The organism is Falsiroseomonas sp. (assembly GCF_051859025.1).
In the GTDB taxonomy this organism is placed as follows: Bacteria; Pseudomonadota; Alphaproteobacteria; order Acetobacterales; family Acetobacteraceae; genus Falsiroseomonas.
This window is the reverse complement of sequence record NZ_JBHYGL010000038.1, coordinates 115453-140146: the sequence shown is the minus strand read 5'-3', so window position 1 is coordinate 140146 and position 24694 is coordinate 115453. Positions and strand designations below refer to the sequence as shown.

At 72.4% G+C, this 24694-nt stretch carries 20 protein-coding genes; 5 read left to right on the top strand and 15 right to left on the bottom strand.

Annotated elements, in window-relative coordinates:
• Window positions 1–290 precede the first annotated feature (290 nt).
• Window positions 291–3704: a beta strand repeat-containing protein gene (locus tag ACTIE5_RS25265; protein ID WP_439552501.1), complete on the top strand. Its 3414-nt coding sequence runs from the start codon at window positions 291–293 to the stop codon at window positions 3702–3704.
• A gap of 25 nt (window positions 3705–3729) precedes the next feature.
• Here the strand turns inward: ACTIE5_RS25265 and ACTIE5_RS25260 are convergent, their stop codons facing one another.
• The 8 genes from ACTIE5_RS25260 to ACTIE5_RS25225 form a co-directional block, all read right to left on the bottom strand.
• Window positions 3730–4116 (bottom strand): RidA family protein, encoded by a 387-nt coding sequence (locus ACTIE5_RS25260; protein ID WP_439552500.1) that lies wholly within the window; start codon window positions 4114–4116, stop codon window positions 3730–3732.
• An 11-nt stretch (window positions 4117–4127) separates the two neighbouring features.
• Window positions 4128–4808 (bottom strand): hypothetical protein, encoded by a 681-nt coding sequence (locus ACTIE5_RS25255; protein WP_439552499.1) that lies wholly within the window; start codon window positions 4806–4808, stop codon window positions 4128–4130.
• Between the two features lie 173 nt (window positions 4809–4981).
• Entirely contained in the window at window positions 4982–5950 is a 969-nt protein-coding gene (locus tag ACTIE5_RS25250) for an Hsp33 family molecular chaperone HslO (RefSeq protein WP_439552498.1), read from the bottom strand.
• A 233-nt stretch (window positions 5951–6183) separates the two neighbouring features.
• Window positions 6184–6741: a DUF3035 domain-containing protein gene (locus ACTIE5_RS25245; RefSeq protein ID WP_439552497.1), complete on the bottom strand. Its 558-nt coding sequence runs from the start codon at window positions 6739–6741 to the stop codon at window positions 6184–6186.
• On the bottom strand, window positions 6738–7235 hold the full coding sequence (gene lspA, locus ACTIE5_RS25240; RefSeq protein ID WP_439552496.1) for a signal peptidase II: 498 nt from the start codon (window positions 7233–7235) through the stop codon (window positions 6738–6740). Before lspA ends, ACTIE5_RS25245 begins: the two co-directional genes overlap by 4 nt.
• Complete coding sequence (gene ileS / locus ACTIE5_RS25235) at window positions 7235–10066, bottom strand: isoleucine--tRNA ligase (RefSeq protein ID WP_439552495.1); 2832 nt, start codon at window positions 10064–10066, stop codon at window positions 7235–7237. Before ileS ends, lspA begins: the two co-directional genes overlap by 1 nt.
• A 543-nt stretch (window positions 10067–10609) precedes the next feature.
• Complete coding sequence (locus ACTIE5_RS25230) at window positions 10610–11863, bottom strand: M16 family metallopeptidase (RefSeq protein ID WP_439552494.1); 1254 nt, start codon at window positions 11861–11863, stop codon at window positions 10610–10612.
• Window positions 11860–13281 (bottom strand): M16 family metallopeptidase, encoded by a 1422-nt coding sequence (locus tag ACTIE5_RS25225; RefSeq protein ID WP_439552493.1) that lies wholly within the window; start codon window positions 13279–13281, stop codon window positions 11860–11862. The genes ACTIE5_RS25230 and ACTIE5_RS25225 overlap by 4 nt, the downstream gene beginning before the upstream one ends.
• 125 nt (window positions 13282–13406) lie before the next feature.
• Between ACTIE5_RS25225 and ACTIE5_RS25220 the strand changes: the two genes are divergently transcribed.
• Entirely contained in the window at window positions 13407–14888 is a 1482-nt protein-coding gene (locus tag ACTIE5_RS25220; RefSeq protein WP_439552492.1) for a hypothetical protein, read from the top strand.
• On the opposite strand, the gene ACTIE5_RS25215 is transcribed toward ACTIE5_RS25220, so the two are convergent.
• The 7 genes from ACTIE5_RS25215 to ACTIE5_RS25185 all read right to left on the bottom strand — a co-directional run bounded on the left by ACTIE5_RS25215 (window position 14841) and on the right by ACTIE5_RS25185 (window position 22838).
• The gene (locus tag ACTIE5_RS25215) at window positions 14841–16544 is read right to left on the bottom strand and encodes a methyl-accepting chemotaxis protein (protein ID WP_439552491.1); all 1704 of its coding nucleotides are present in this window, start codon (window positions 16542–16544) and stop codon (window positions 14841–14843) included. The genes ACTIE5_RS25220 and ACTIE5_RS25215 overlap by 48 nt on opposite strands.
• A gap of 68 nt (window positions 16545–16612) precedes the next feature.
• On the bottom strand, window positions 16613–18313 hold the full coding sequence (locus ACTIE5_RS25210) for a methyl-accepting chemotaxis protein (RefSeq protein ID WP_439552490.1): 1701 nt from the start codon (window positions 18311–18313) through the stop codon (window positions 16613–16615).
• Between the two features lie 138 nt (window positions 18314–18451).
• A complete protein-coding gene (gene argF / locus ACTIE5_RS25205; protein WP_439552489.1) occupies window positions 18452–19405 on the bottom strand; it encodes an ornithine carbamoyltransferase in 954 nt (317 codons plus the stop codon).
• A complete protein-coding gene (locus ACTIE5_RS25200; RefSeq protein WP_439552488.1) occupies window positions 19402–20604 on the bottom strand; it encodes an aspartate aminotransferase family protein in 1203 nt (400 codons plus the stop codon). Before ACTIE5_RS25200 ends, argF begins: the two co-directional genes overlap by 4 nt.
• A 168-nt stretch (window positions 20605–20772) precedes the next feature.
• Window positions 20773–21129: a hypothetical protein gene (locus ACTIE5_RS25195; RefSeq protein ID WP_439552487.1), complete on the bottom strand. Its 357-nt coding sequence runs from the start codon at window positions 21127–21129 to the stop codon at window positions 20773–20775.
• A gap of 94 nt (window positions 21130–21223) precedes the next feature.
• Entirely contained in the window at window positions 21224–21838 is a 615-nt protein-coding gene (locus ACTIE5_RS25190) for a PRC-barrel domain-containing protein (RefSeq protein WP_439552486.1), read from the bottom strand.
• Window positions 21839–22007: 169 nt separating this feature from the next.
• Window positions 22008–22838, bottom strand: coding sequence for an ABC transporter permease (locus tag ACTIE5_RS25185; RefSeq protein ID WP_439552485.1), 831 nt, complete (start codon window positions 22836–22838; stop codon window positions 22008–22010).
• A gap of 14 nt (window positions 22839–22852) precedes the next feature.
• On the opposite strand from ACTIE5_RS25185, the gene ACTIE5_RS25180 reads away from it, so the two are divergent.
• From ACTIE5_RS25180 to ACTIE5_RS25170, 3 genes are all read left to right on the top strand, one after another.
• The gene (locus ACTIE5_RS25180; RefSeq protein ID WP_439552484.1) at window positions 22853–23497 is read left to right on the top strand and encodes a RecX family transcriptional regulator; all 645 of its coding nucleotides are present in this window, start codon (window positions 22853–22855) and stop codon (window positions 23495–23497) included.
• A gap of 121 nt (window positions 23498–23618) precedes the next feature.
• Window positions 23619–24362, top strand: a complete 744-nt coding sequence (locus ACTIE5_RS25175; protein ID WP_439552483.1) for an AzlC family ABC transporter permease — start codon at window positions 23619–23621, stop codon at window positions 24360–24362.
• Window position 24363: 1 nt separating this feature from the next.
• Window positions 24364–24672, top strand: a complete 309-nt coding sequence (locus ACTIE5_RS25170) for an AzlD family protein (protein WP_439552639.1) — start codon at window positions 24364–24366, stop codon at window positions 24670–24672.
• Window positions 24673–24694: the final 22 nt, after the last annotated feature.

The window sequence follows — 24694 nt, the reverse complement described above, 5'->3', positions numbered from 1 at the left end:
TTGGCGCGGAGGGCTGAAAGCCAGCCTTGGCGCAGAGGGCTGAAAGCCAGCCTTGGCGCAGAGGGGTAGCCCCCGACCGACCTGCGGCCGTCCATGGCCGCAGGTCATCACGCGCCGCCGCTGATGGCGTAGCCACCCGGCGGGGCCAGCCGGCCATCCACCCAATCTTCACCATTGCCACGGCAGAATGACCCTGCCGCCCTGGCCTCCACCCTGCCATGCGGCCGCTTCGCTGGACGACGCCGGGCGCCGGGCCTTCCCGGCCCCGCGTGGGACGAGGGCAGAGGGCGATGCAGGTCACATCGGTCACGCTGCGGGCCGCGGGGCAGACCCTCACGGTCAACACCCTGACACCCACGCAGATCGGCAACCTCAGTGATGCCTTCCTGGCGCGGATCACGCCCCAGGCGATCGCCGTGCTCAGCCGGGACCAGCTGGCGGCCTTCACGCCGGAGGCGATCGGCAAGATCCAGCCCCGCGCCTGGAGCGGCCTTTCCTCCACCCAGGCGACGGCGCTGGGCACCGGCCAACTCACGGCCCTCGGCACAGGGGCCATCGCCGCGCTGCAGGCGCGGACGGTCGGCGCGCTGGATTCCGCCCAGGTCGCTTCCCTCGGCACGGCGCAGATCGGCGCCATCCCGGCCACCGGCATCGCCGCCCTCTCCCCGCCCCAGATCGCCAGCCTCTCCGCCAGCCAGGCGGGCGCGCTCGGCGCGCGCCAGGTCGCGGCACTGCGGCCCCTCGCGGCCGCCTCGCTCAGCGCGGAGGCCCTGGGCGCGATCGGCACCGCGGCGCTCGCGGCCATGCAGACGGCCAGCCTCGCCGCCCTCGGCACGGACCGGATCGCGGCGCTGTCCACGGCGCAGCTGGGCAGCCTGACGCGCCTGCAGGCCGGCGCGCTCAAGCCCGCACAGCTGGCCGCCCTGGGCACGGCGCAGATCGCTTCCCTGTCCCCCGCCGCCGCCGGCGGCCTGCGGTCCATCGCCGTCGCCAGGCTCTCCGCCGAGGCGCTGGGCGCGCTCTCCCCCGCCCAGCTGGCGGCGATGGAGGGGCGGCAGCTGGCGGCGATCGCCGCCGATGACCTGGCGGATTTCTCGGGCGCGCAGCTTGCGGCGATCAGCGCCTCCGCCATGGCGCTGCTGACGGTGGGCCAGGTGGCGGCGCTGGGCACGGAGGATCTGGACGCGCTGACCACCGGGCAGATCAGGGCCCTCGGCCGCGCGCAGATCGAGGCCTTCTCGGCGGCGGAGGTCGCCTCCCTGGAAACCGCGCAGCTCGCCGCCATCTCCGCCGCGGGCGTGGCGGGGCTGGCGGCGGAGGATTTCGCCGCCCTGTCCGGCGACCAGCTCCGCGCCCTCACCAGCACGCAGATGGCGTCGCTCCGCGCCGCGCAGGTCGGCGCCCTGTCATCGACGATCATCGCCGCGCTGCGGCCGGACCAGCTGGCGGCGCTGCCGCCGACCGCGCTGGCCGCCCTCTCCTCCGACGCCTTCGCCGCGCTGGGGACGGAAACGCTGGCGGCACTCCGCCTGCCGCAGATCCGCGCGCTGGGCTCGACGCAGATGGCCGCCCTCGGCTCCGCCAGCCTGGCGGCGCTGAGCGCCAGCCAGGTGGCGATGCTGGGTTCGGCCGCACTGGCGGGGCTGTCGACCGCGGCGGTCCAGGGCCTCAGCGTCGATGCTCTGGATGGGCTTTCCGCCGGCGCGCTCGGCGGCCTGCCACCCGCGACGCTGGCGGCGCTGTCCACGACGCAGGTGGCGGGGCTGTTGTCGCGGCAGGTGGCGGGGCTCGGCTCCGCCCAGCTGGCGGTGCTGGCCAGCACCGCCATCGCGGCGCTGACCACGGCCCAGGTCGCGGCCATCTCCTCCACGGCCATCGCGGGCCTGTCGACCGAAGGCGTCGCGGCGCTGTCCAGCACGGCCCTGGCGGCGCTGGGGCGGCCGCAGGTCGCCGCCCTATCCAGCACCGCCTTCGCCGCGCTGACCACGACGCAGGTCGCCACGCTGACGACGACGCAGATCGGCGCCCTGACCGCCACCCAGGGCGCGGCGCTGACGACGGAAGGCCTGGCCGCGCTCGGCACCGCGGGCCTGGCCGCCCTGTCGCCCGCCGCGCTGGGCGGGCTGCTGCCGACCAGGCTGGCGAGCCTGTCCACCGAACGCCTGGCATCGCTCTCCACCGCGCAGATCGCCGGCCTGACCGCTTCCCAGGTCGAGGCGCTGGACGCAGACCGGATCGGGGCGCTGACGACGACGCAGCTCGGCGCCCTCACCCGCGTTCAGGCCACGGGGCTGACCTCCACGGTGCTGGCGGGCTTCTCAACCGGGCAATGGGCGGCGCTTTCCACCAGGGCGATCGCCGGCCTTTCGTCGGGGGCGATGGCCGCGCTGGACCCGGGGGAGATCGCCACCTTCTCCTCCGCCGCCATCGGCGCGCTGCGCCCGGCCGCGCTGGCCGCGCTGGGGACGGCACATCTGGCGGCGCTCGGCACCACGCAGATCGGCGCCCTCGATGCCGGCCAGGCCGGGGCGCTGGAGGCGGAGGACATGGCCGCCATCGGCACCACCGGGCTTATCGCGCTGTCGAGCGGCGCCATCCGCGGCCTGTCCACGGCGGCGATCGGGGCGCTGGATGCCGGCTTCCTCTCCGCCCTGTCGACGGCCGGCCTGGCGGCGCTGACCTCCACCCAGGGTGCCGCGCTGCAGGCCGGCGCGGTGGCGGCGCAGGGCACGGCGCGGCTGGCGGTGCTGGCGCCCGCCGTGGTCGGGGGGCTGCAGCCCGGCGTGCTGGCGGCGCTTGGCAGCACGCAGTTGCAGGCGCTGGGCACGGGCCAGGTGGCGGCGCTGGGCTCCGCGGCGCTGGCGGCGCTGTCTTCCGATTCCGTCGCGGCGCTGTCCTCGACGCAATTCGGGGCGCTGTCGTCGGCGGCCATCGGCGGGCTCGATCCTGCCAGCGTCGCGGCGCGGCTGGGCGCGATGAGCACCACGCAGGTCGCGGGGCTGGTTTCCACGCAGACGGAGGCGCTGGGCAGCGCGGCCGTCGCGGGCCTGTCCTCCACTGCCATCGCCGCGCTGGGGTCCAGCGCGATCGCGGGGCTGACCACCGATTCGCTGATGGCGCTCGGCACCGGGATCACGGGGCTGACGAGTGCGCAGATGCGCGGCCTCGGCTCCGCCCAGATCGGCGCCCTGACGACGGCGATGCTGGGCGCGCTATCCGCCGCGCAGATCGGCGCCCTGGGCTATTCGGCGACCCGGGCGCTGACGACGGAGCAGATTGGCGTGCTTGATACCGCGCAGATCGCCGGGCTCAGCACGGTGCAGATGCTGGCGCTGACCACGGAGCAGCTGGGCGCCTTCACCTCCACCCAGCTCCGCGCCCTGACCACGACGCAGATCGCCGCCCTGACCACGGCGCAGGTCGCGTCCCTGACCACGGAGGCGCTGGCGGCGCTGGGGCCGGAGGATACGCCGGGGCTGACCACGCTGCAGCTCCAGGCGCTGGAGCCCACGGATATCGGCGTGCTGGGCGCGGATGGCTTCGCGGCGATGCTGCCGGGGACGCTGGCAGGGTTGGACAATGGCCAACTGGCAGCGGTGACGACGGCGCAGCTGGCCGCGATCCGCGCCCGCCAGGTCGCCGCCTTCACCCAGGCGCAGCTGCAGCAATTCACGTCGCCGCAGCTGGCGGCGCTGTTTGGTTAGGCGCCCGCTTGCAGGCGCCCTCCGTTCAGGCGACGGCCTCGGCCTCCACCTCGAACACGAAGCGGGGGTCCGCCAGGCCGGCCACGATCAGCAGGGTGCTGGTGGGGGCGAGGGTGCCGAGGAACTTCTCCCGCTCCGCCCGCCAGGGGCCGATCAGGGCGCGGTCGGTCAGGAAGACGCCCATCTTCACGATATTGGCGGGCCCCATCCCATGGGCGGCCAGGATGGCGCCGAGATTGGCCAGCGCCTGGGCGATCTGCGCCTCCCCGCCCGGGGCGACGCTGCCATCGGGCCGCACGCCGATCTGGCCGGACATGACGAGGCGCCGGTGCGGCCCCTCCACCAGCGCGGCGTGGGAATAGCGCGAACCGGGGGCGTGGACGCCATCGGGGTTGGCGAAGGTGACGGGCATGCGGTGATCCCTCAGCGTGGCCGGGTGGCGGAGAGGTCCTCGCGCTCCACCGATTCCGGCGGGGGCGCGGCGGGGGTGGTCACGGCGTCCTGCATCCAGGCGCGCAGCGTGCGGCGGAGCTGGAACTCGAACTCGACATTGAGCTGGTCCATCGCCTCCCTCACCACATCCTCCGCCGCGCGGGCGCGGGCGCCGGGGCTGGCGCCATCGGGCAGCGTGCGGCCGCGGCGGGCCTCGGCCTCCACGAAGGCCACGCGGCGGCCTTCGGGGGAGAGGATTTCCAGCCGGCAGACCAGTTGGCAGGTCAGGCGTTCGCCCGGCTCCCCGGCGAAGAGGCTGGTCAGGCCGCCGCCGCCCGACAGGCGTTCGCGGGTGAAGCGCGCCTGGCTGATGATGAAGCGGCCCTGGCCTTCGGTACCGACGGGCACAAGGCGTTCATTCGCCATGCGCCGCATTTCCACATCCGGCCGCAGCGCGGGCGCGGGGGCGGAGATCTGGACGGCTCCAGGCGCGGGGTCCGCGACCTCGATATCCTGCACGTTGAGGCGCAGCGGCGTGAGGTGCCGGTAGCCCGAGACGAGGGGCGACAGGGAGACGGGTTCGGGATCCCCGCCACAGGCGGCGAGGCCGATGGGCAGCAGCAGGGGGGCCTTCAGCAGCGACCGCCGCATGACAGTCATATTCGGGGGCATGGGATCGGGGGGCCTCCGGCAGGAATGGGCGAGACTAGAGCAATATGCGTTCAGATGGAATCATCTGAACGCATTTCTTGCTCTAGATTCAATAACTTCTAGAGCACGAGCTGCGTTCAAGCGAACGCAGCGTGCTCTAGACACGGGGCGCGCCCGATGGGCAACGGGCGAGGTTAAGCCCGCCCGGCCTGGCCGCGCACTTCCGCGCGGTCGAAGCGGAAATCCACTGCGCAGAACTCGCAGGTCATGGTGATGGCACCGGCCTCCGCCATGTGGTCCAGATCGTCCTGCCCGAAGCTTTCCAGCACGGAGGCCAGGCGCGCGCGGGAACAGCGGCAGCCGTAGGAGAGTGCGCGGGCAAGGTCAGGCGCCAGGCCTTCCGCGTGGAACAGCCGGTGCAGCAGCTGGTCGGGCGTCAGCGCATCATCCAGCAGTTCCGCGGATGTGATGGTGCCGGCCAGGGCCTGGGCGGTGCGCCAGGCATCGTCATGGGCTTCCGAATCCAGGGCGGCGCCGATGCCGCCATCGGCGGCGACGCGTTCGATCACCAGCGCGCTGGCGCGCCAACCGCCCAGGCTGCGGCCGCAGGCGAGCCAGACCTGGCTCTTCAGCTGCTCCGAATTCGCGAAATAGGCGCCGGTCATCTCGGCCAGGCTGTCGCCCTCGATCGCGACGATGCCCTGGTAGCGGTCCATGTCCGGGCCCTGGTCGCAGGTGAAGGCCAGGTAGCCCTTGCCCAGCAGCTGCTTCGGGCTGGGCTGGGGGTGTTCGGCCAGAAGGGCATCGAGCTTTTCCGCATCAACCTTGGCGGTGCCACGCAGCTCGCCGGCATCCGTGCAATCGGCCAGCAGCATGGTGACGGGGCCGTCGCCCTTGGCCTGGAGGCTGAAGGAGCCCTTGTATTTCAGCGCGGTGGCGAGCGCGGCCGTCAGGGCCAGCGCCTCCCCCATCAGCTTGAGGATTGCGGGGTGCTGGCTGTGGCGGCCGAGCAGCGCATCGGCCAGCGCGCCCAGCCGCACCAGGCGGCCGCGGACGGGCTGTTCCTCCAGGTGGAAGGGCAGCACGCCGCGCGGCACGACGATATCGGGCACCGGCGGGCGGTCATGGTTCAGGAAGGCGGGAGTCGAATTCGGGTCGTTCACGGGGCGGCTACCAGTCGGGGAGGTGGGGTGACCGCTTGCGAATGGCGGCGGGTCAGCTTTGCGGCGCTGTCCCGCCCTGGCGATGCCAGGACGAAAAGCCCCCGCACATCATCAGCCGCCGCCATGCACAAGCGGTCACGAAGCCGTCTAGATAGGGGCCCGCGCGGCGAAGGCCCAGGGGGAGGCCCAGGGGAAGGCCCATAGGGAGGGACCCCCGGGCCTCGCCCTTGGCGTCAGAACAGCCGGTTCAGGATGCCGGTGCGGCTGTTGGTAGTGGCGGGCTGCTGGATGGGCGTGGTGCCCTCCGTCGTCTCACGGCCGAGCGCCGCATTCTCCCGCAGGCGCTGGGCCTCGCGCGTCGAATCGACGGCGGTGCCGGGCGGCGGTGCTTCGCGCCAGAACATCAGGCGGTCCACGACGCTGCGCTCAGGCCGGTCCAGCCGCAGGCTTTCGGCATCGACCGCGCGGCGGACATCGCCGGTAACGGGGCCGCCGGCCTGGGCCAGCAGCGCGCGTTCGGCGCCCGACGGCGCGGCGGCGGTGGTGCCGGACGCGCCTCCGCCGAGGATCGCGGCCGGCGCGCGGGCCTGGTCCTGCGGCCGGGGGGCGCCCGGCGTGGGGGGTGGCAGGTCCGACATGCGCGGCGGCACGGAGAGCGGCGCGCGGGTCGTGACCTGGAATTCGTCCGGCGGGTCCCGCGTGAAGCCGAGGGATCGGGCGGTGTCGCCGCCGCAGCCCGCGAGCGTCGCGACCAGCGGCAAGCCGAGCAGGAGGGTGCGGATACGGTTCATGGCGTCTGATCCTTACCGCCGCCTGAGGGCCGGAACAAGGCATCCGCGAGCAGGCAGCAGACGCCGATCACGATGGCGGCATCCGCCACGTTGAACACATACCAATGCCAGCCCCAGGCATGGGCGTCGGCGAAATCCGCCACGGCGCCGAAGCGGGCACGGTCGATCACGTTGCCCACCGCGCCGCCGACCACCGCGCCGAGCGCCAGGGCCGTGAGGCGGTTTTCCGCCCGCGCCATCCAGCGCAGCAGGAAGGCCGCGATGGCCAGGGCCATGACGCCGAGGGCGACCTGGGTCCAGAGGCCGTCGCCCGCGAACATCCCGAAGGTGACGCCGCGGTTCCAGACCATCGTCAGGTCGAAGCCGAAGGGTCCCCAGGCAAAAAGCGGGATGTGCCCGACCTGCGGCAGCCCGACCTCATAGAGAATGTACCATTTGGAGACCTGGTCGGCGACCAGGACCAGGATGGCGAGGATCAGGCCGATTCGCAGCATCAGGCGGCGCCGACCACCGCATCGCAGCGGCGGCAGAGTTTCCCGGCATGGCCCGCGACCTCGGGCAGCACGCGCCAGCAGCGCTCACACTTCTCGCCGGGGGCCTTGCCGGCTTCGTGCGGCGGGTCGCCGGCGGCGATGGTGACGTCGGAGACGATCAGCACTTCCTCCCACCGCGCGGCATCCAGCAGCGTGGCGCCTTCCGGCAGCCGCAGCGTGACCGCGGCCTGGAGGGAGGAGCCGATCTCCTTCGCGTTGCGCAGCGCTTCCAGCTGGGTGGTGACGGTGCCGCGCGTCTCCCGAATTGCCTTCCACTTGTCGGCCAGCGCATCGTCGCGCCAGGCGGCCGGGATGGCGGGCCAATCCTCGAGGTGGATGGACCCATCGTCCGACGGGAAGCGCGCCAGCCAGGCTTCCTCCGCGGTGAAGGACAGCACCGGGGCGAGCCAGGCGCAGAGGCAGCGATGCAGCACATCCAGCACCGTCCGCGCGGCGCGGCGGCGCAGGCTGTCCGGCGCATCGCAGTAGAGCGCGTCCTTGCGGATGTCGAAGTAGAAGGCGCTGAGATCCGTCGAGCAGAAATTGTGGATCTCGGGATAGACGCCGGTCCAGTCGAAGCGCGTCGGGCTGGCGGGATCGGCCGCGGCGCGGAGCTTCGTATCAAGCTCCGTCAGGCGGTGCAGCACCCAGCGCTCCAGCTCCGGCAGTTCGGCGTGGGGCAGTTTCTCCGCGTCCGAAAAGCCATCCAGGCTGCCAAGCAGCCAGCGCAGCGTGTTGCGGATGCGGCGATACAGTTCCGCCTGCTGCTTCAGGATTTCCGGCCCGATGCGGAGGTCGAGCGAGGTGTCGGCGTTCATCACCCAGAGGCGCAGGATATCCGCGCCGTACTGCTTCATCACGTCCTGGGGCGCGGTGACGTTGCCGAGTGACTTCGACATCTTCCGGCCCTGCTCATCGAGCACGAAGCCATGCGTCAGGATCGCCTTGAAGGGCGCGACGCCGTTGGTGCCGACGGACTCCAGCAGCGAGGAATGGAACCAGCCGCGATGCTGGTCCGAGCCTTCGAGGTAGAGGTCCGCCGGGAAGGGCAGGCCGCGCGGCGGCAGGACGAAGGCGTGGGTGCTGCCGGATTCGAACCAGACATCGACGATGTCCATCACCTGCTCGTAGTCGTCCGGATTCCGCTCATTGCCCAGGAAGCGCTGCGCGGCGCCGGGCTGGTACCAGGCATCCGCGCCCTCCACCCGGAAGGCTTCCAGGATGCGGGCCATGACGGTCGGGTCGCGCAGCGGCTCGCCCGTGCGCTTCTCCACGAAGACGGCGATGGGCACGCCCCAGGCGCGCTGGCGGCTGATGCACCAGTCCGGCCGGGCCGCGACCATGCTGCCGATGCGGTTGCGGCCGATATCGGGGACGAAGTGAGTCTTCGCGATGGCGTCGAGGGATTTGGCGCGGATCTGGCGCTCATCATCCATGGCGATGAACCATTGCGGCGTGGCGCGGTAGATCACGGGCTTCTTGGAGCGCCAGCTATGGGGGTAGCTGTGCTGCAGCTTGCCCGTCGCCGCCAGGGTGCCAAGCGCGGTCAGCGCGGCATAGACCGAGCTATGCGCCTTGAAGACGTGCTGGCCCTCGAAGCCCGGGGCCTGGACGGTGTAGGTGCCGTCATCGCCGACGCATTCGGGGATCTCGATCCGGCTGTCGGGGTTCGCGCGGTTGTAGGCGACGACGAGGGCGAAGTCCTCCTCGCCATGGCTCGGCGCGATGTGGACGATGCCGGTGCCGGCGTCATCGGTGACGTAGTCGCCGGCCAGCATGACGGCATCATGGTTGTAGGCGCCGGCATGGCCACGCAGCGGCGCGCTGCACGCCGCGCCCTCGAACTCCGTGCCCGGGAAGGTGCGGACCAGGGTGTGGGTGGCGATCTTCGCGTCGGTGCAGAATTGCGGCAGCAGCGCCAGCGCCACCAGCATCCGCGCGCCAGGCTTCACCAGCGCGCCATCGCTCACCGTGTCCACATGGATCTCGGCGTAGGTGATCTCCGGCCCATAGGCCAGCGCCCGGTTGCCCGGGATGGTCCAGGGCGTCGTCGTCCAGATCACCACATCGGCGCCGACCAGATGGCGGGAGGCCGGGGCGCGCAGCACGCGGAACAGCGCGTGCAGCGTGGGCGAGACATGGTCGTGGTATTCGATCTCGGCCTCGGCAAGCGCGGTCTTCTCGACCGGGCTCCACATCACGGGGCGCAGGCCGCGATAGAGCGCGCCGTTCATCAGGAACTTGCCGATCTCGCCGGCGATCACCGACTCGGACGGGAAGTCCATCGTGGCGTAGCGGCCCTGCCAGTCGCCGAAGACGCCGAGGCGCTTGAATTCCTCTCGCTGCACGCCGAGCCAGTGCTGGGCATAGGCCCGGCATTCCGCGCGGAAATCGAGGGTGGGGACGCTGTCCTTGTCCTTGCCCTTGGACCGGTACTCCTCCTCGATCTTCCATTCGATCGGCAGGCCGTGGCAGTCCCAGCCCGGCACGTAGTTGGCATCATGCCCGGCCATCTGGGCGGCGCGGTTGATGACGTCCTTCAGGATCTTGTTGAGGGCGTGGCCGATATGCAGCGGGCCGTTTGCATAGGGAGGGCCGTCATGCAGGACGAAGGTCGGGCGGTCCTTCGACTTCTCCCGGATGCGGTTCCAGAGGTCGAGGCGCTGCCAGCGCTCCAGCCATTGCGGCTCCCGCTTCGGCAGGTCGCCGCGCATGGGGAACTCGGTCTTCGGCAGAAAGACGGTGGCGCGGTAGTCGCGTGCCGTCGTGTCGGGGGTCGCGGCGTCGGTCATCGGTGCGGTCTCGGGCGGCCCGGCGGGCGGGCGCGAAAGGGGGTGTTCGGCGCGCGGCGTGTCCCGACCCTCAGAGGAGGGCCGGGCCGCTAATTCGAAGGGCGGGCTGCCGGAACATGACGTGCATATGCGGAGGCGAGGGCGCCGGGGTCAAGCAGGGGCGCGGCGGGGTGTGGTTTTGAGGGCGCTAAACCCGTTGAGAGGGTTGAGGCGACTTTAGAATTAGAAGGCGTCGGCGGGTTTGGCGCCTTTTCAACGGGATATGGCGAAATCTAAAGGGCTTTTAGGGGTTTTAGCACCTTTAGGCGGGTTCCCTGGGAAGGCGCTGCCTTCCCCGGACCCCATCCGCCCCCTTTGGAACATTGGGGGGAGACCCCCCTGGACCATCGTCAATGAAGCCCGGTCCAGGATCCGGCTGGACCCTGGCCGGGGGTGCAGGGCGTCGGCGCCCCCCTGCGTCGAGGCACGGGGGGCGGGGGGAACAGGGTTCCCCCGCATGATCGCTGAAACATACCAGGAACATTGTCCCTGGTGCCAGCGAAATCAGACGCCCTCCGGCCGCCCCGCGATCGCCACCGACAGCGCCTCGGGCTTCAGCAGCCGCCCCGCCACCCCCCGCAGCCCCGCCACGGTCAGCGCCCGCAGCCGCTCACTGCGGGAATCCAGCCAGTCGATCGGCCGGCTGTTCCGCCGCAGTGCCAGCAGCGTGCCGGCGATGCGGCGGCTATCCGTGAATTGCAGGGGCAGGTTGCCGGTCAGGAAGGCCACGGCATCGTCCAGTTCCTCGGCCGTCGGGCCTTCCGCCGCCATGCGGGCCCATTCGGCGCGGGTGACGGCCATCGCCTCACCCACCTTCGCGTTGTCGGTGGCCGATGACCCCACCACGAAGCCCTGGCCGAACAGCGTGTCGAGCCCGGCGCCGATGCCATAGGTCAGGCCGCGCTGGACGCGCACGGCTTCCATGAGGCGCGACGAGAAGCCGCCACCCGCGAGGATGCGCAGCACGACCTGGAAGGCTTCCCAATCCGGGTCGGACACCGCCAGGCCAGGCTGGCCGAACTGGATGGCGGATTGCGGCGCGGGCACATCGATGATCCGGGGCGCGAAGGGGACGAAGGCCGGCAGGGGCGGCGGCGTGGCGGGGGCGCCTTCCGGCAGGCCGGCGAAAAGCCGCGGCAGCAGCGCGGCCAGGTCGGCGGCGGTGATGGCGCCGGAGGCCGCCACCAGCACGCCGCCGGCGCGCAGCTGGCGGGCCAGCGCATCCCGGATCGCCTGGTCCGGCAGGTTCGACAGGGTTTCCACCGTGCCGCCGGTGGGGCGGCCGGCGGGGTGGTTGGGGTAGGCCGCGGCCCAGAAGGCGCGGCCGACCTGGCCGCGCGGCGTCTCAAGCTGGGACCGCGCGCCGGCCACCGCCCGGGCGCGCATCCGCGCCACGCTATCGGGCGCCAGGCGGGGCGCCGTCATCGCCAGATTCGCCAGGCGCACGGCTTCCGGCAGGGCGGGCAGCAGGGCACGGAGCGAACCCTCGAACCCATCCCGCTGCGCATCGAAGCCGAGGCCGATGGCATTGTCCCGCAGCGCATCGGCGAAGCCGACATTGTCGAGGTCCCCTGCCCCATCCGTCAGCAGCGCGGCGCCGAGTGCCAGCGCGCCGGCATGGTCCGGCGCATCCAGCGCGGCACCGCCACCCCAGCCCCAGGCGAGGGAGACGACGGGGACGGAATGGTCCTCGATCAGCCAGGCGGTGTAAGGGCCGGCGGTGACGCTCTGGATGTCGAGCCTGAAAGGAGTGCTCACAGCCGCACCTCCGCCGGCGCCGCGACGCCTTCGGGCAGAAGCCACCCGCTGCCGGAGGGGGCGCGGCCCAGCACGGTCTCCGCGGCGCGCTGAACCTGGTCGCGCGTCACGGCCCGCATCCGGCGGGGCCAGTATTCGACCGTGTCCATGGACAGGCCGATGGCAAGTGCGTTGCCGATCATGCGCGGCGCGGCGCCCAACCCATCCAGCGCCAGCAGGGAACCGGCGGACATCTGGCGGATGCTGCGGGCGACCTCGGCTTCCGTGGGGCCGCCTTCGTCCAGCAGGCGCTTCACCTCCGCCGCGATGGCCTGCTCCACGCGCTCGGGCGCAACATCGCGGCGGGGCGTGGCGGCGATGTCGAAATCGGTCCAGCCGGCGACGTCGCCGTCATAGGAAGCGGAGGCCGCGAGCGCGATGCCGCCCTCCACCAGGGCGCGATGCAGGCGGGAGCCCTGCCCGCCACCGAGCAGGTGGCGCAGCACCTCCAGCGGATCGGCCAGCGAGGAATCGCCTGCGGTCATGGAGGGCGCCTGCCAGGAGCGGACGAAATTCGCCTCCCCCCTCAAACGCGGGTCGTTGCGGACGAAGCGGGGCTCCGGCGGGCTGGCCGGCGGCGGCGCGCGGTCCCGCGGCACGGCGGGGCCGGCGGGCAGCGCGCCCCATTCGGCTTCAGCGACCTTCCAGAAATCCTCGGCCGAGACGGCGCCGGCTACGACCAGCACGGCATTGCCAGGGGCGTAGCGGGCGCGGAAGAAGGCGAGGAGGTCAGCGTGGGAGATCGCGCGGATCTCCTCCTCCCACCCGATGATCGGGCGGCCGCGCCAGTGCTGGCGGCCCCACATGGCGGCGTCGAAGCCCTCGTAGAACAGCGCGCGGGGGGAGGAGCCGGTGCGCTGGGCGCGTTCCTCCAGGATCACGCGGCGTTCGCTTTCCATCTCGGCGGCCGGGATCAGGGCGCCGGCGAAGCGGTCGGCCTCCATCATCGTCACCAGCGGCAGGCGGCTGGCCTCGACATGCTGGAAGTAGCCGGTGACGTCGCGGGAGGTGAAGGCGTTGTCGTTGCCGCCTTCCCGCGCCACGCGGCGGGAGAATTCGCCGGAGGCCACGCGCGGGCTGCCCTTGAACAGCATGTGCTCGAGGTAGTGGGCGATGCCGGACAGGCCCGGCGGATCCTCGCCCCCGCCAGCCGAGACATAGGCGTAGTTGGCGATCACCGGGGCACGGCGCTGTTCCACATGCGCGACGCGCAGCCCGTTCGGCAGGGTGCGGAGCGTGGCGCCGAAGAGGGGTCGATCCTCCAGCGACGCGGCCTGGCCAGCCCCTTGGGCCAGGGCGGCCGGCGCGGTGAGCGGCGTGGCGAGGAGGGTGGTGGCGGCCGCGGCCTGCAGGCAGGTGCGGCGGGTTATCGGGGTCATGCCCCCAAGATGGGCCCGGATCGGCGCCGCGCAAAGACAGGATGGTTTCGGTGTGTATCGGCGGCCTCGCCCCCGGCCCCGGGGGCGTGGTAGGCGGGCGGCTCACAGCCCCGTGACGGCACGCCATGCATGTCCAGCCCGCGATGGCGGCCCCCCCTGCCCTGTTCCGCGCGCCGCCCCGGGGCACCGGCTGGCGCGCGACGGGGCTGGTGGTGCTGGCCTCCCTGGTCGCGCCGCTGCTGGCGCTGCTGGCCTTCGGCCCGATGATGACGCCGGACAGCCCGACCTACCTGGCCTATGCGGAGGCCCTGCGCGCCGGCCCGCTGCCGGAGGGAGAGGCGCTGCTGCGCCAGGGATCGGCGCCAGCCACGCTGTTCCGGACGCCGGGCTACCCGGCGGTGATCGCGATGCTCCAGACGGTCTCGCCCTCGGGCTGGGTGGGGCTGCTGGTGACGTTGCAGATGGCGGCGCAGGCGGCGCTGGCGGGGCTGGCGCATCGCGTGGCCCTCGCCTTGGGGCTGCGGCCCTGGATGGCCGCGGCGGCGGCGTTGATGCCGGCGCTGGGCGTCACCATCGCCATGCAGGTCGCGGTGATGACGGATGCCTTCTACGGCGCGCTGGCCGGGGCCGCGGCGCTGCTGCTGCTGCGGGCGGGCCTCGGGAAAGGCAGCCTGCGCGCCGTGGCGCTGGCCGGGCTGATGCTGGGGATCGGCCTGCTGGTGCGGGAGGCGACGGCCTATCTGGTGCTGGCCTTCCTGCCGGCGGCCGCCATCGCGGCGGGGCGGGGCCCCGGGGAGAAGGTGCTGGGCCGGCGCATCATCGGCGTGGGCCTGCTACTGGCGCCGGTGCTGCTGGCGGCGGGCTGGCTGATGACGGAAAACCACCGCCGCAGCGGCCATGCGGTGCTGTCCACCACGAAGCAGATCGTCATGGTGCAGGCAGTGCTGCCGCTGCTGGCGCGCGGCGTGCCGGTCTTCGATGGTGATGACCTGTTCGACCGGACCGTGCGCGAACATGTCCTGCCGCGTGGCTACCAGGGGCTGGATGCGATGAATGCCGCGCTGTTCGCCGCGGGGATGACGGCGCCGGAGATCGCGGCGGTGGCCGGCGACCGCTACTGGCGCGCCTGGCAGCGCCACCCGCTTGAGATGCTGCGCGCGATGATGGTGCGCGCGCCGGTGAAGATGTTCCAGATCGGCTTCATGCCGGTGGATGCGGTGGCGGAGTTGCATCTGCGCTTCGACCGCCCGCGCCCCTGGTTCGGCCGGATCGACGCCATCATGGACCGGCTGAAGGGCGGTTCGGCGGCGGCGCTGGCGGCGCTGCTGGCGCTGTCGGGCAGCCGGGCCATCGCGCTGGCGCTGGCGGGGGCGGCCATGCTGGCGCCGCTGCTGCTGCGGCGCGATCCGCGCTTCCCGGCGCTGCTCGGCGCCTGGCTGGTCTGCGGTGGGTTCCTCGGCGTCTACCTGCCGGTGCATGTGGAGCAGCGCTACCTGATGCCGGTGGCGCCGCTCCTCGTGCTGGTGGGGATGGTGGTGCTGGATGCCGGCTGGCGCGCCCTACGCGGCGCGCAGGCGGTTGGCGAAGCTCGCCACCTCCGTCCGTAGCGCGCTGCCCTGGCGGCCGACGGCGGCGCCGGCTTCGCGCAGCGTCGTGATCCCCGCGGCGCCGGCGGCGACTTCCTCCGTCAGGCTGTTGATGTCGGCGGCGGCGTCCTGCGTGCCGGCGGCGGCCTCCGCCGCGTTGCGGGCGATCTCCCGCGTTGCGGCTCCCTGCTCTTCGACCGCCGCGGCGATGCTGCTGGTCACTTCCTCCATCCGGCTGACGGCGTCCGCGATGCCGCGCACCGCGCCCACGGCCTGATCGGTGGCGCCGCGCATGGCGCCGATCTGGCTGGCGATCTCCTCCGTCGCGCGGCCGGTCTGGGCGGCCAGCGCCTTCACTTCCTGCGCCACCACGGCGAAGCCCTTGCCGGCTTCGCCGGCGCGCGCGGCCTCGATCGTCGCATTCAGCGCCAGCAGGTTGGTCTGGCCGGCGATGTCGCTGATCAGCCTCACCACATCCCCGATGCGGGTCGCGGCCTCGGCCAGGCTGGCGACGGTGGTGTCCGACGCCCGTGCGGCCGATGCCGCTTCCTGCGCCGTGCGGGCGCTTTCGGCGACCTGGCGCGTGATTTCCGCCACCGAGACGGCGAGTTCCTCCGCCGCCGCGGCCACGGCGTTGACGTTGCCGGTGGCCTGGCTGATGCGGGCCGCACTCTGCCCCGCCCGGCTGGCGGTGCGGGTCCCGGCCTCCCCCACCGTTTCCGCCGCATTCAGCAGCGCGGTGGCGGAGGTGCCGAGTTCGGCGGCGATGGCGCCGACCGCTTCCTCCAGCTGCCCGGCCGTCGCGGCGCGGGCGGCGATGCGGCCGGCCTGGGCTTCCTGGCGATCGGCTTCCGCCGCGCGGGCCTGGGCCTGGGCGACGGCGGTGGCATCGCGCAGCGCGGCGACGGCGCGGCCGATATCGCCGAGTTCGTCATGCCGGTCGGTGCAGGGCACATCGGCATCGAGCTTGCCGGCGGTGATGGCGCGGAGCGCGGCCGACAGGCCCTGCAGCGGTCGCAGCGACCGGCGCAGCAGCCACCACAACAGCGCCCCCGCCAATACCACGGTCAGCACCGTGGCGAACACGGCGCGCTCGATCAACGCATTGGCGCGGGCATCGGCTTCGGCCAGCGGCACCGCGACGCCGATCATGCCGATGACGCGGCCATTGGCATCCTTCACCGGTTCATAGGCGCCGAGATGCGGCAGGCCGAGCACCATGACCCGCCCCTCGTAGCGCACGCCCTGGCCATAGACCGCATCGCGCACGGGCCCCGGGCCGATGGGCGCGCCGACGGCGCGGCTGCCATCGGGGCGCATGACGTTGGTCGCCACGCGAACCTCACCCGCGAAGATGGTCGCGACGCCGCCGGACACGCGCTTGACGGTATCGACCACCTCATGGCGGCCATTCATCGTGGTGTCGCCGAGCTTCAGCGTCTCGCCTTCCAGGCGCCACTGCGTGCCGAAGGGCTTCAGCGCCTCCGTCAGCACGGCGAGGTTGGTGCGCATCGAATCCTGTTCCTGCGCGCGCACCTGCTCCCGGTTGTCGGACAGCACGATGGCGATGGGGACGATCGCGCTGATGGTCAGCATCGCCAGCGCCGCGGCCAGGAGGCCGGCGCGGAGCGAGGGATGGAGAAGGCGCGCAAGCGCGGGGCGGATGGTGGCGAGCAAGGGAGCCTCCGGCGGATCAGCGGAGGCTCCCGTCTACGTTGCGCCGATGAAATATGCGTGAAGACCGATCAACCCGCCCGCATGCGCCGGGCGAAGGCCGCGACCTCCGTCCGCAGCGTGCCGCCCTGGGTGCCGACGGCGGCGCCGGATGCGCGCAGCGTCTCGATGCTCGCTGCGCCGGCGGCGACTTCCTGGCTCAGCCCATCGATATCCGCGGCGGCGGCCTGGGTGCCCTGGGCGGCTTCCGCGGCGTTGCGGGCGATCTCCCGCGTCGCGCTGCCCTGCTGTTCGACGGCCGCGGCGATGCTGCCGGTGACTTCCTCCATCCGGCCGACCGCATCGGCGATGGCCCGGACGGCGCCGACGGCATCGCTGGTCGCGCCGCGCATGGCGCCGATCTGGCTGCCGATCTCCTCCGTCGCGCGGGCGGTCTGGGCCGCCAGGGCCTTCACTTCCTGCGCCACCACGGCGAAGCCCTTGCCGGCTTCCCCGGCGCGCGCTGCCTCGATCGTGGCATTCAGCGCCAGCAGGTTGGTCTGGCCGGCGATGTCGCTGATCAGCCTGACCACGTCGCCGATGCGCGCGGCGGCTTCGGCCAGCCCCGCCACGGTGGTGTCGGAGGCACGGGCCGCTTCCGCCGCATCCCGCGCGCTGCGGGCGCTTTCCGTGACCTGGCGGGTGATTTCCGCGACCGAGACGGAGAGTTCCTCCGCCGCCGCAGCCACGGCATGGACATTGTGCGTGGCCTGGCCGATGCGCGTCGCGCTGTCCCGGGCGCGGAGGCTGATGCGGTTGCTGGCATCGCCCACCGAACCCGCCGCCGCCAGCAGCGCATCGGCGGCGCCGGCGACATCCTGGGCGATGCCGCCGATGGCCTGCTCCATCTCATTCGCCGCGCCGTCGCGGGCGGCGTCGCGGGCGGATTCGGCCTGGCGGCGCTCAACCTCCGCCGCCGCCTGCAGGCGGCCGGCTTCGTCGGTGCGGTCGCGCAGCGTGGCGACGGCGCGGCCGATCTCCCCCAACTCGTCCTGGCGGTCGAGGCAGGGCACCGCTGCATCCAGGCGGCCGGCGCCGATGGCGCGCAGCGCGCCGGCCAGGGCCCCCAGCGGGCGGAGCGCGCCGCGCAGCATGGCCCAGAGCAGGACGGCGGCGACCAGAGCGAGGATGGCGCCGGCGATGGCGATGTCGCGCGTTTGCGCGTCCAGCACGGCGGTCACGGCGGCCAGATCCTGGCCCACGAAGACCAGGCCGACCTGCCGGCCCGTGGCATCGCGGATGGGCTCATAGATCGTCAGATGGGGGCGGCCGAGGATCATCGCCTCCCCGCGATAGACCTGGCCCCGCCGCACCGAATCCAGCGCCGGGCCGGCGCCGAGGGTGGTGCCGACGGCGCGGCCGCCATCGGGCCGGGCGACATTGGTGGCGATGCGGGTTTCGCCGGCGAAGATGGTGGCGACGCCGCCGCCGCCCTGGCGTATGCGGTCCGGGACGCGGTGGTTGTCGTTCATCAGCGTGTCGCCGCGGAACAGGCGGTTGCCGTCCTCCAGCCGCCAGGTGGCGCCGGTATCGGCCAGCAGCGCGTTCATCAGCACCAGGCTGCGTTCCAGCCGCGCCTCGGCGGCCGCGCGTTCATGCCCGTCCAGGCTGCGCAGGCTCCAGACCCCCAGCACCGCGAAGCTGGCCAGCAGCGTGGCCAGGGACAGCAGCAGGATGCGCGTGCGCACGCCAATGCCTGCCACCAGGCGACGTGGGTTGAAGGAGAGGGTCATGCCGAGCATCCCGTTACGCGCCCCCAGCCGGCCACGGCGCGTGGCGCGCCGGACCGTGGGGCCTCGTCCTGCCCGGGCATGGGCAGGCGCGTCCTCAGGATGTCGGAAGCTTCTTTAACCTTGACTGAACGGCCAGCCTCAGCCGGCGCCGAGCGCCCAGAGCAGGACGCCCTTCTGGGCGTGGAGGCGGTTCTCGGCCTCGTCGAACACCACGCTTTGCGGGCCGTCCATCACCTCATCCGTGATCTCCTCCCCGCGATGGGCGGGCAGGCAGTGCATGACGATGGCGTCCGGCGCGGCGCCCTTCAGCAGCGCGGCGTTGAGCTGGTAGGGGGCGAGGAGGTTGTGGCGGCTGATCTGCGCCTCCCCCTTCTCATCCGACATGGAGACCCAGGTATCCGTGACCACGCAGCGCGCGCCGGCGACGGCGGCGTGGGGGTCGGCGGTCAACTCGATCCGCGCGCCTTCGCGCCGTGCCCAGTCCACGAGCTGCGCGGGGGGCGCGAGTTCGGGCGGCGTCGCGAGGCGCAGCGTGAAGTCGAAGCGGGCGGCGGCCTGGATGAAGGATTGCGCGACGTTGTTGCCATCGCCCGTCCAGGCGACCACCTGGCCGGCGATCGGGCCACGATGTTCCTCGAACGTCATCAGGTCGGCCATCAACTGGCAGGGATGGGAGACATCGGTGAGGCCGTTGATGACGGGGATGGTCGCGTGCGCCGCCAATTCGCGGATCTTCGCGACGTTGTCGGTGCGCAGCATGATGGCATCGACGTAGCGGGACAGCACCTTCGCGGTATCGGCCGGGGTTTCCCCGCGGCCGAGCTGCATGTCCCTGGAGGACAGCACGATGGCGTCGCCGCCCAGCTGGCGGATGCCGACCTCGAAGCTGACGCGGGTGCGGGTGGACGGCTTCTCGAAGATCAGGGCGACGGTCTTGCCGGCCAGCGGCTTGCCTTCGACCAGGCCGCGCTTGGCCTGGACGCCGAGGTCGAGCATCCGGCGGAGCGTCGCCGCGTCATGGTCCATCAATTCGAGGAAATGCCGGGGGGCGGGTTTTCCGCCCCCCGCGACATGGTGGGACGCCAGGCTCACTTCGCGGCGACCTGCGCCTGCGAAGGGGTCATGCGCAGGCAGGCGCGGTCGAGCAGCGCGAGCGCCTGCTCCACCTCCGTCTCCGTGATGATGAGGGGCGGCGCCAGGCGCAGCACGTTCATCCCCGCGGCGACGGTGAGCAGCCCTTCCGCCACGGTGGCGCCCTGCATCTCCCCGTTGTTGACCTCGGGGCGCAGCTTCAGGCCCAGCAGCAGGCCGGCGCCCTGGACGCCGGAGATGACGGACGGGTGCTTCGCGGCCAGGTCCAGCAGCCCGCGCCACAGCACGCGCGCCACGCGATCGACCTGGTCGAGGAAGCCCGGGGCGAGGACCACGTCCAGCACGGCATTGCCCGCGGCGCAGGCCAGCGGGCCGCCGCCATAGGTGGTGCCATGGGTGCCGGGCTTCAGGTATTTCGCCACCTTCTCCTTCGCCAGGATCGCGCCCAGCGGGAAGCCGCCGCCGATGCCCTTGGCGGAGGACATGACATCGGGCTCGATCCCCGCCCATTCATGCGCCCACAGCTTGCCGCTGCGGCCCATGCCGGTCTGGACTTCGTCGAGCGCCAGCAGCAGCCCGAATTCGTCGCAGACGGCGCGGAGTTCGCGCAGGAAGCGGAGATCGGCGGGGCGGACGCCGCCCTCCCCCTGCACCGGCTCGATCATGATGCCGGCGGTCTGCGGGCCGATCGCCGCGCGCACCGCGTTCATGTTGCCGAAGGGGACGTGGTCGAAGCCCTGCACGGGCGGGCCGAAGCCGGCCAGGTACTTCTCATTGCCCGTGGCCGACAGCATGCCGAGGGTGCGGCCGTGGAAGGCGCCCTCGAAGCAGATCATGTGGAAGCGCTCGGGGTGCCCCTGCTCCGCATGGTACTTGCGGACGGCCTTCACCATGCCCTCGTTCGCCTCGGCGCCCGAATTGCAGAAGAAGACGCTGTCCGCGAAGGAATGCGCGACGTGGCGCGCGGCCAACTCCTCCGCCTGCGGGACGCGATACAGGTTCGAGACGTGCATCACCTTCGCCGCCTGCTCCGCGATCACCTTCGTGAGATGCGGGTGGCCGTGGCCGAGGCTGGAGGTCGCGATGCCCGCGCCGAAATCGAGGTATCGTCGCCCATCCGTCGTCCACAGCCAGGCGCCCTCGCCCCGCTCGAAGGCGAGGTCGGCGCGGTTGTAGGTCGGCATCAGGGCGGGGATCACGGGATCCATCCTCCGTCATTCCGCGCGGCCTTGGGCGTCCATTCGCCAAGGCAGGCGCGGAAGCGAAGGAAATTGCACGAAAGACGGGCCGGGGTCAAAACACCCAAGGTGAAAAAAAGGCCGGTGCCCGACGGGAACCGGCCTTTGCCACGTCGCGGGCGCGGCGCCTCAGCGCTGGCGCGTGCCGCCGCTGTTGGACGGATAGGCGCCGGAGGTGTTGGAACCCGTCGCGCGATCATAGGCGCGTTCCGCCGCCGTGCCCGGCGGGTTGGCGCGCGTGCCGTCGGACTGGGAGGGATAGGCGCCGGAGGTGTTGGTGCCCGCCGCGCGGTCCAGCGCGCGCGTCGCGCCGGTGCCGGAGGGGTTGTTGCCGGTGCCATCCGCGCTGGTGGCGGGGCTGTCGGTGGCGCGGTCATAGGCGCGTTGCGTGGCTGTGGAAGGCGGGTTGCCCGGGCGGCCATCCTGCGGATTGGCGCAGGCGACGAGGGGGGCCAGGGCGGCCAGGGCAAACAGGGCGCGCTTCATCGGTTCAGTCTCCGTTGTCAACAAGGGGGCATGCGCCAGGACACGCGCCGCCCGGGGTGGCGGCGCGGTCGCGGGTTTCAGGCGGAAGCGGGGATCAGCCGCGGCGGGTGGCGTTGTCGTAGGTGAAGGCCGGCAGGGACTGCAGGCTTTCCTTGCTGGCGCCCTGGAGCATCCAGCGGTTGCGTTCGCCATTGTGGCTCAGGCGCTCATACGGCACGGCCACCAGGCGGGCGCCGATGCCGAGGAAGCCTCCGACGGAGATCACCGCCACGGGCTGGCCGCCGGTGGCGGGGACGATGAGGTCATCGACCTCGCCGATGCTTTCGTTGTTCTCGTTGTACACCGTGCTGCCGATCACCTGGCTGGCGCGGCGGCCTTCGCGCAGGCGCATGCTGTCCACGGCCATGCCAGGGGTGGTGGCGCCGGTGGCGGTTGAAGAAGGCGTGGTGCCGGGCGTCACACTGCCGGTGGCGCGATCGACCGCGCGGCCGGCGGCGGTGCCGGGCGGGTTGTTGCCGGTGCCATCGGCGTCGGTGCGGTTGCCGGTCACGCCATCCAGCGCGCGCTGGGTCGCGGTGGAGGGCGGGTTGCCCGGCGTGCCGTCCGCGGGGCGGGTCTGGCTGGTCTGCGGCTGCTGGCTCGTGCCGCCCGTATTCGCCTGCCCGAAGGCCAGCATGGGCGCGGCGCAGAGCGCGGCCGCGGTCGTCATGGTCAAAATCTTCTTGCTGCTGAGCATGGCGTGGGGTCTCCCGGGATTGCGGGCCGGGGGCGTCACATCCCGGCCATGCCACCCCAACGCGGCGAGAGCCCCGATGGTTGCGAAAGGCGTCCCGTCAAGCGGGGGCCGTCAAGCGGGGGCCGTCAATCGGCGCCTTGGATCAGGCGCGCAGCCGCCAGCCCTGTCGCACCAGGCGGAGCGTGACGAACCACAGCGCCAGCGTGGTGGCGGCCAGCGCCAGCAGGCCGAGCACGGTATTCCCCTCCGCATGGCCCGCGATGCCGGCGCGGAAACCGTCGATCATCCAGAACAGCGGGTCCGCATACGCCACCATGCGCACGCCTTCCGGCAGGCGCTCCACCGAGTAGAAGGTACCGGACAGGAAGGCCAAGGGCGTGATCACGAAGTTGGTGATGGTCGCCATCTGGTCGAATTTCTGCGCCCAAAGGCCCGCCAGCACGCCGAGGATCGCCATCAGCGTCGATCCCAGCACGGCGAAGGCCAGCGCCGTGAGCGGCGCGGGGATGGAGAAGCCGACGATCGGCCACATCGTCGCCACCACCACCGCCGCGACGGCCAGGCCCCGCAGCGCGGCACCCGCGACCAGCCCGCCGAGCAGCGCGGCCGGCGGCAGCGGCGCCATCAGCAGATCCACGATGTTGCCCTGCACCTTCATGATGATCAGCGAGGAGGCGGAGTTGGAAAACGCGTTCTGCGCCAGCGCCATCACCACCAGCCCCGCGCCGAGGAATTCGAGGTAGGGGATGCCGCCGACCTCCTTCTTCGTCTCGCCCAGGGCCAGCACGAAGACGGCCAGGAACAGCAGGGTGGTGACGACGGGTGCGCCGAGCGTCTGCGCCCAGACCTTGAGGAAGCGCTTCGTCTCCCGCGATGTCAGCGCGAGGAAGCCGCGCCAGGCGGGGTGCGTGGCATCGATCGGGGAGTCGCCGGGGGAGCTGGGGGTGAGGGTCGCCATGAGGGGGCGGACCATGGCAGAATAAGCCCATGGCACAAGAGCGGCGCCGCCATCCCCGCGCCGGAAATCCCCCCACCGAAGGCCGCGACCAGCGCCGCGAACCGCGCCCCCCTGGGCCGCCGCCCAACGCCGCGCGGCTGCAGGAAGCGGCGGTGGCGCATCTCGCGCGCTTCGCGGCGACGGAGGTGGGGCTGCGGCGCGTGCTGGCGCGGCGCGTGGATCGCTGGAAGCGCGCGGCGGAAGCCTTCGGCATGACGGATATCGAAGCCGCGGTCGCCGCCGGAAAACAGGCGGCGGCGGAGGTCGCGAAGAAGATGGTCGCGACGGGCAGCGTCGATGACGCGGCCTTCGCGGCCAGCCGGGCGCGACGGCTGCTGCGTGGCGGCAAATCCCGCCGCGCGGCGCTGGCGCATCTGGCGGCGAAGGGCGTGGACAGCGAAACGGCGGCGGCGGCGCTGCCGGAAGGCGAAGGCCCGGAGCTGGACGCGGCGCTGGCCTTCTGCCGGCGACGACGGATCGGGCCCTTCGGGCCGGAAGACCCGGGCATCGAGGAACGCAGGAAAGCGATGGCGGCGATGGCGCGGGGCGGCTTCGGGCGGGATGTGGCGGGGCGGGCGCTTGGAATGGAACCGAGCGAGGCGGAGGATCGGTTGCTGGCGGCACGACAGGGGTGAGGAGCGCGACTGGCCCGGGGGGAACGCTGTTCCCCCCGATTCCCCCCTTGCCAAGGGCCAGCGGGCCCTTGGAACCCGGGCCATTGACGATCGTCCAGGCAGTGCCTTGCCCGGTGCCCGCATGACCATCCGCGGCCCCATCATCTTCACGCGCGACGGCGTCCGCCGCGGCGCCGTCACCTCCGTGCCCCTCCTCATCGGCATGGTCCCCTTCGGCCTGGTGATCGGCGTGCTCTCCGCCGCCAAGGGGCTGAGCTTCGCGGAGACGGTGCTGATGAGCACCCTCGTCTTCGCCGGCGCCGCGCAGCTGGTGGCGCTGGAACTCTGGACCGACCCCGCGCCGATCCTGGCCGCGACCATCGCGGCGCTGGTGGTGAACATCCGCATGGCTCCGATGGGGGCGGCGCTGGCGCCGTGGCTCGACAAGCTGCGCGGCTGGAAACTGTGGGGAACGCTGAGCACGCTGGTGGACCATTCCTTCGCACTCGGCATCGCGGAACAGCGCGCGGGCGGGCGGGATGCGGGGTTCCTGCTGGGCGTCGGGCTCTGCATCTGGGTGGGATGGGTGGGCACCGTGGCGGTGGGGCATCTGGGCGGCGGCCTGGTGCGCGTGCCGCCGGGGCATCCGCTGTTCTTCGCCTCCATCGCGGCCTTCCTGTCGATCCTGGTGCCGCTGTGGCGCGGGCCGAGGCTGGACCTGCTGCCCTGGGGCGTCGCGGCCATCGTCGCCATCGCGGCGCATCGCGCGGCGCTGCCCGTGCCGCTGCCGCTGCTGCTGGGCAGTTTTGCCGGTGCGGGGCTGGGCGCCTGGATGGAACTGCGCGGCCGGGGGATGCCACCGCGGGAGGATGCCCGCCGTGGCTGAGATGTGGATTGTGCGCTGGGACGTGCTGGCGGCCATCACCGGCATGGCCTTGGTGACCTATGCCTGCCGGGCGGGGGGCTATGCCGTGCTGCGCGCGGTCCGGCCGCCGCCCTGGGTGGAGATGGTGCTTCGGCACCTGCCGGGGTGCCTTTTTGCCGCCTATGTCGCGCCGCCGCTGCTGGCGCTGGGCTGGCCCGGCTGGATGGGTGCCGCGGTGGTGGTGGGCGTGCAGGTGGCGACGCGGAACATGGGTGCGGCGATCATCGCGGGGATCGCCGCGACCTGGGGGCTGCGGGTACTGGCGGGGTAGGCGGTCGCCCCCCGCCAGCTTG

Coding starts and splice junctions, on each gene's coding strand:
- ACTIE5_RS25265 (WP_439552501.1), top strand. CDS start 291: ATGCAGGTCACATCGGTCACGCTGCGGGCCGCGGGGCAGACCCTCACG.
- ACTIE5_RS25260 (WP_439552500.1), bottom strand. CDS start 4,116: ATGCCCGTCACCTTCGCCAACCCCGATGGCGTCCACGCCCCCGGTTCG.
- ACTIE5_RS25255 (WP_439552499.1), bottom strand. CDS start 4,808: ATGCCCCCGAATATGACTGTCATGCGGCGGTCGCTGCTGAAGGCCCCC.
- ACTIE5_RS25245 (WP_439552497.1), bottom strand. CDS start 6,741: ATGAACCGTATCCGCACCCTCCTGCTCGGCTTGCCGCTGGTCGCGACG.
- lspA (WP_439552496.1), bottom strand. CDS start 7,235: ATGCTGCGAATCGGCCTGATCCTCGCCATCCTGGTCCTGGTCGCCGAC.
- ileS (WP_439552495.1), bottom strand. CDS start 10,066: ATGACCGACGCCGCGACCCCCGACACGACGGCACGCGACTACCGCGCC.
- ACTIE5_RS25225 (WP_439552493.1), bottom strand. CDS start 13,281: ATGACCCCGATAACCCGCCGCACCTGCCTGCAGGCCGCGGCCGCCACC.
- ACTIE5_RS25220 (WP_439552492.1), top strand. CDS start 13,407: ATGCATGTCCAGCCCGCGATGGCGGCCCCCCCTGCCCTGTTCCGCGCG.
- ACTIE5_RS25210 (WP_439552490.1), bottom strand. CDS start 18,313: ATGACCCTCTCCTTCAACCCACGTCGCCTGGTGGCAGGCATTGGCGTG.
- ACTIE5_RS25195 (WP_439552487.1), bottom strand. CDS start 21,129: ATGAAGCGCGCCCTGTTTGCCCTGGCCGCCCTGGCCCCCCTCGTCGCC.
- ACTIE5_RS25190 (WP_439552486.1), bottom strand. CDS start 21,838: ATGACGACCGCGGCCGCGCTCTGCGCCGCGCCCATGCTGGCCTTCGGG.
- ACTIE5_RS25185 (WP_439552485.1), bottom strand. CDS start 22,838: ATGGTCCGCCCCCTCATGGCGACCCTCACCCCCAGCTCCCCCGGCGAC.
- ACTIE5_RS25180 (WP_439552484.1), top strand. CDS start 22,853: ATGGCACAAGAGCGGCGCCGCCATCCCCGCGCCGGAAATCCCCCCACC.
- ACTIE5_RS25175 (WP_439552483.1), top strand. CDS start 23,619: ATGACCATCCGCGGCCCCATCATCTTCACGCGCGACGGCGTCCGCCGC.
- ACTIE5_RS25170 (WP_439552639.1), top strand. CDS start 24,364: ATGTGGATTGTGCGCTGGGACGTGCTGGCGGCCATCACCGGCATGGCC.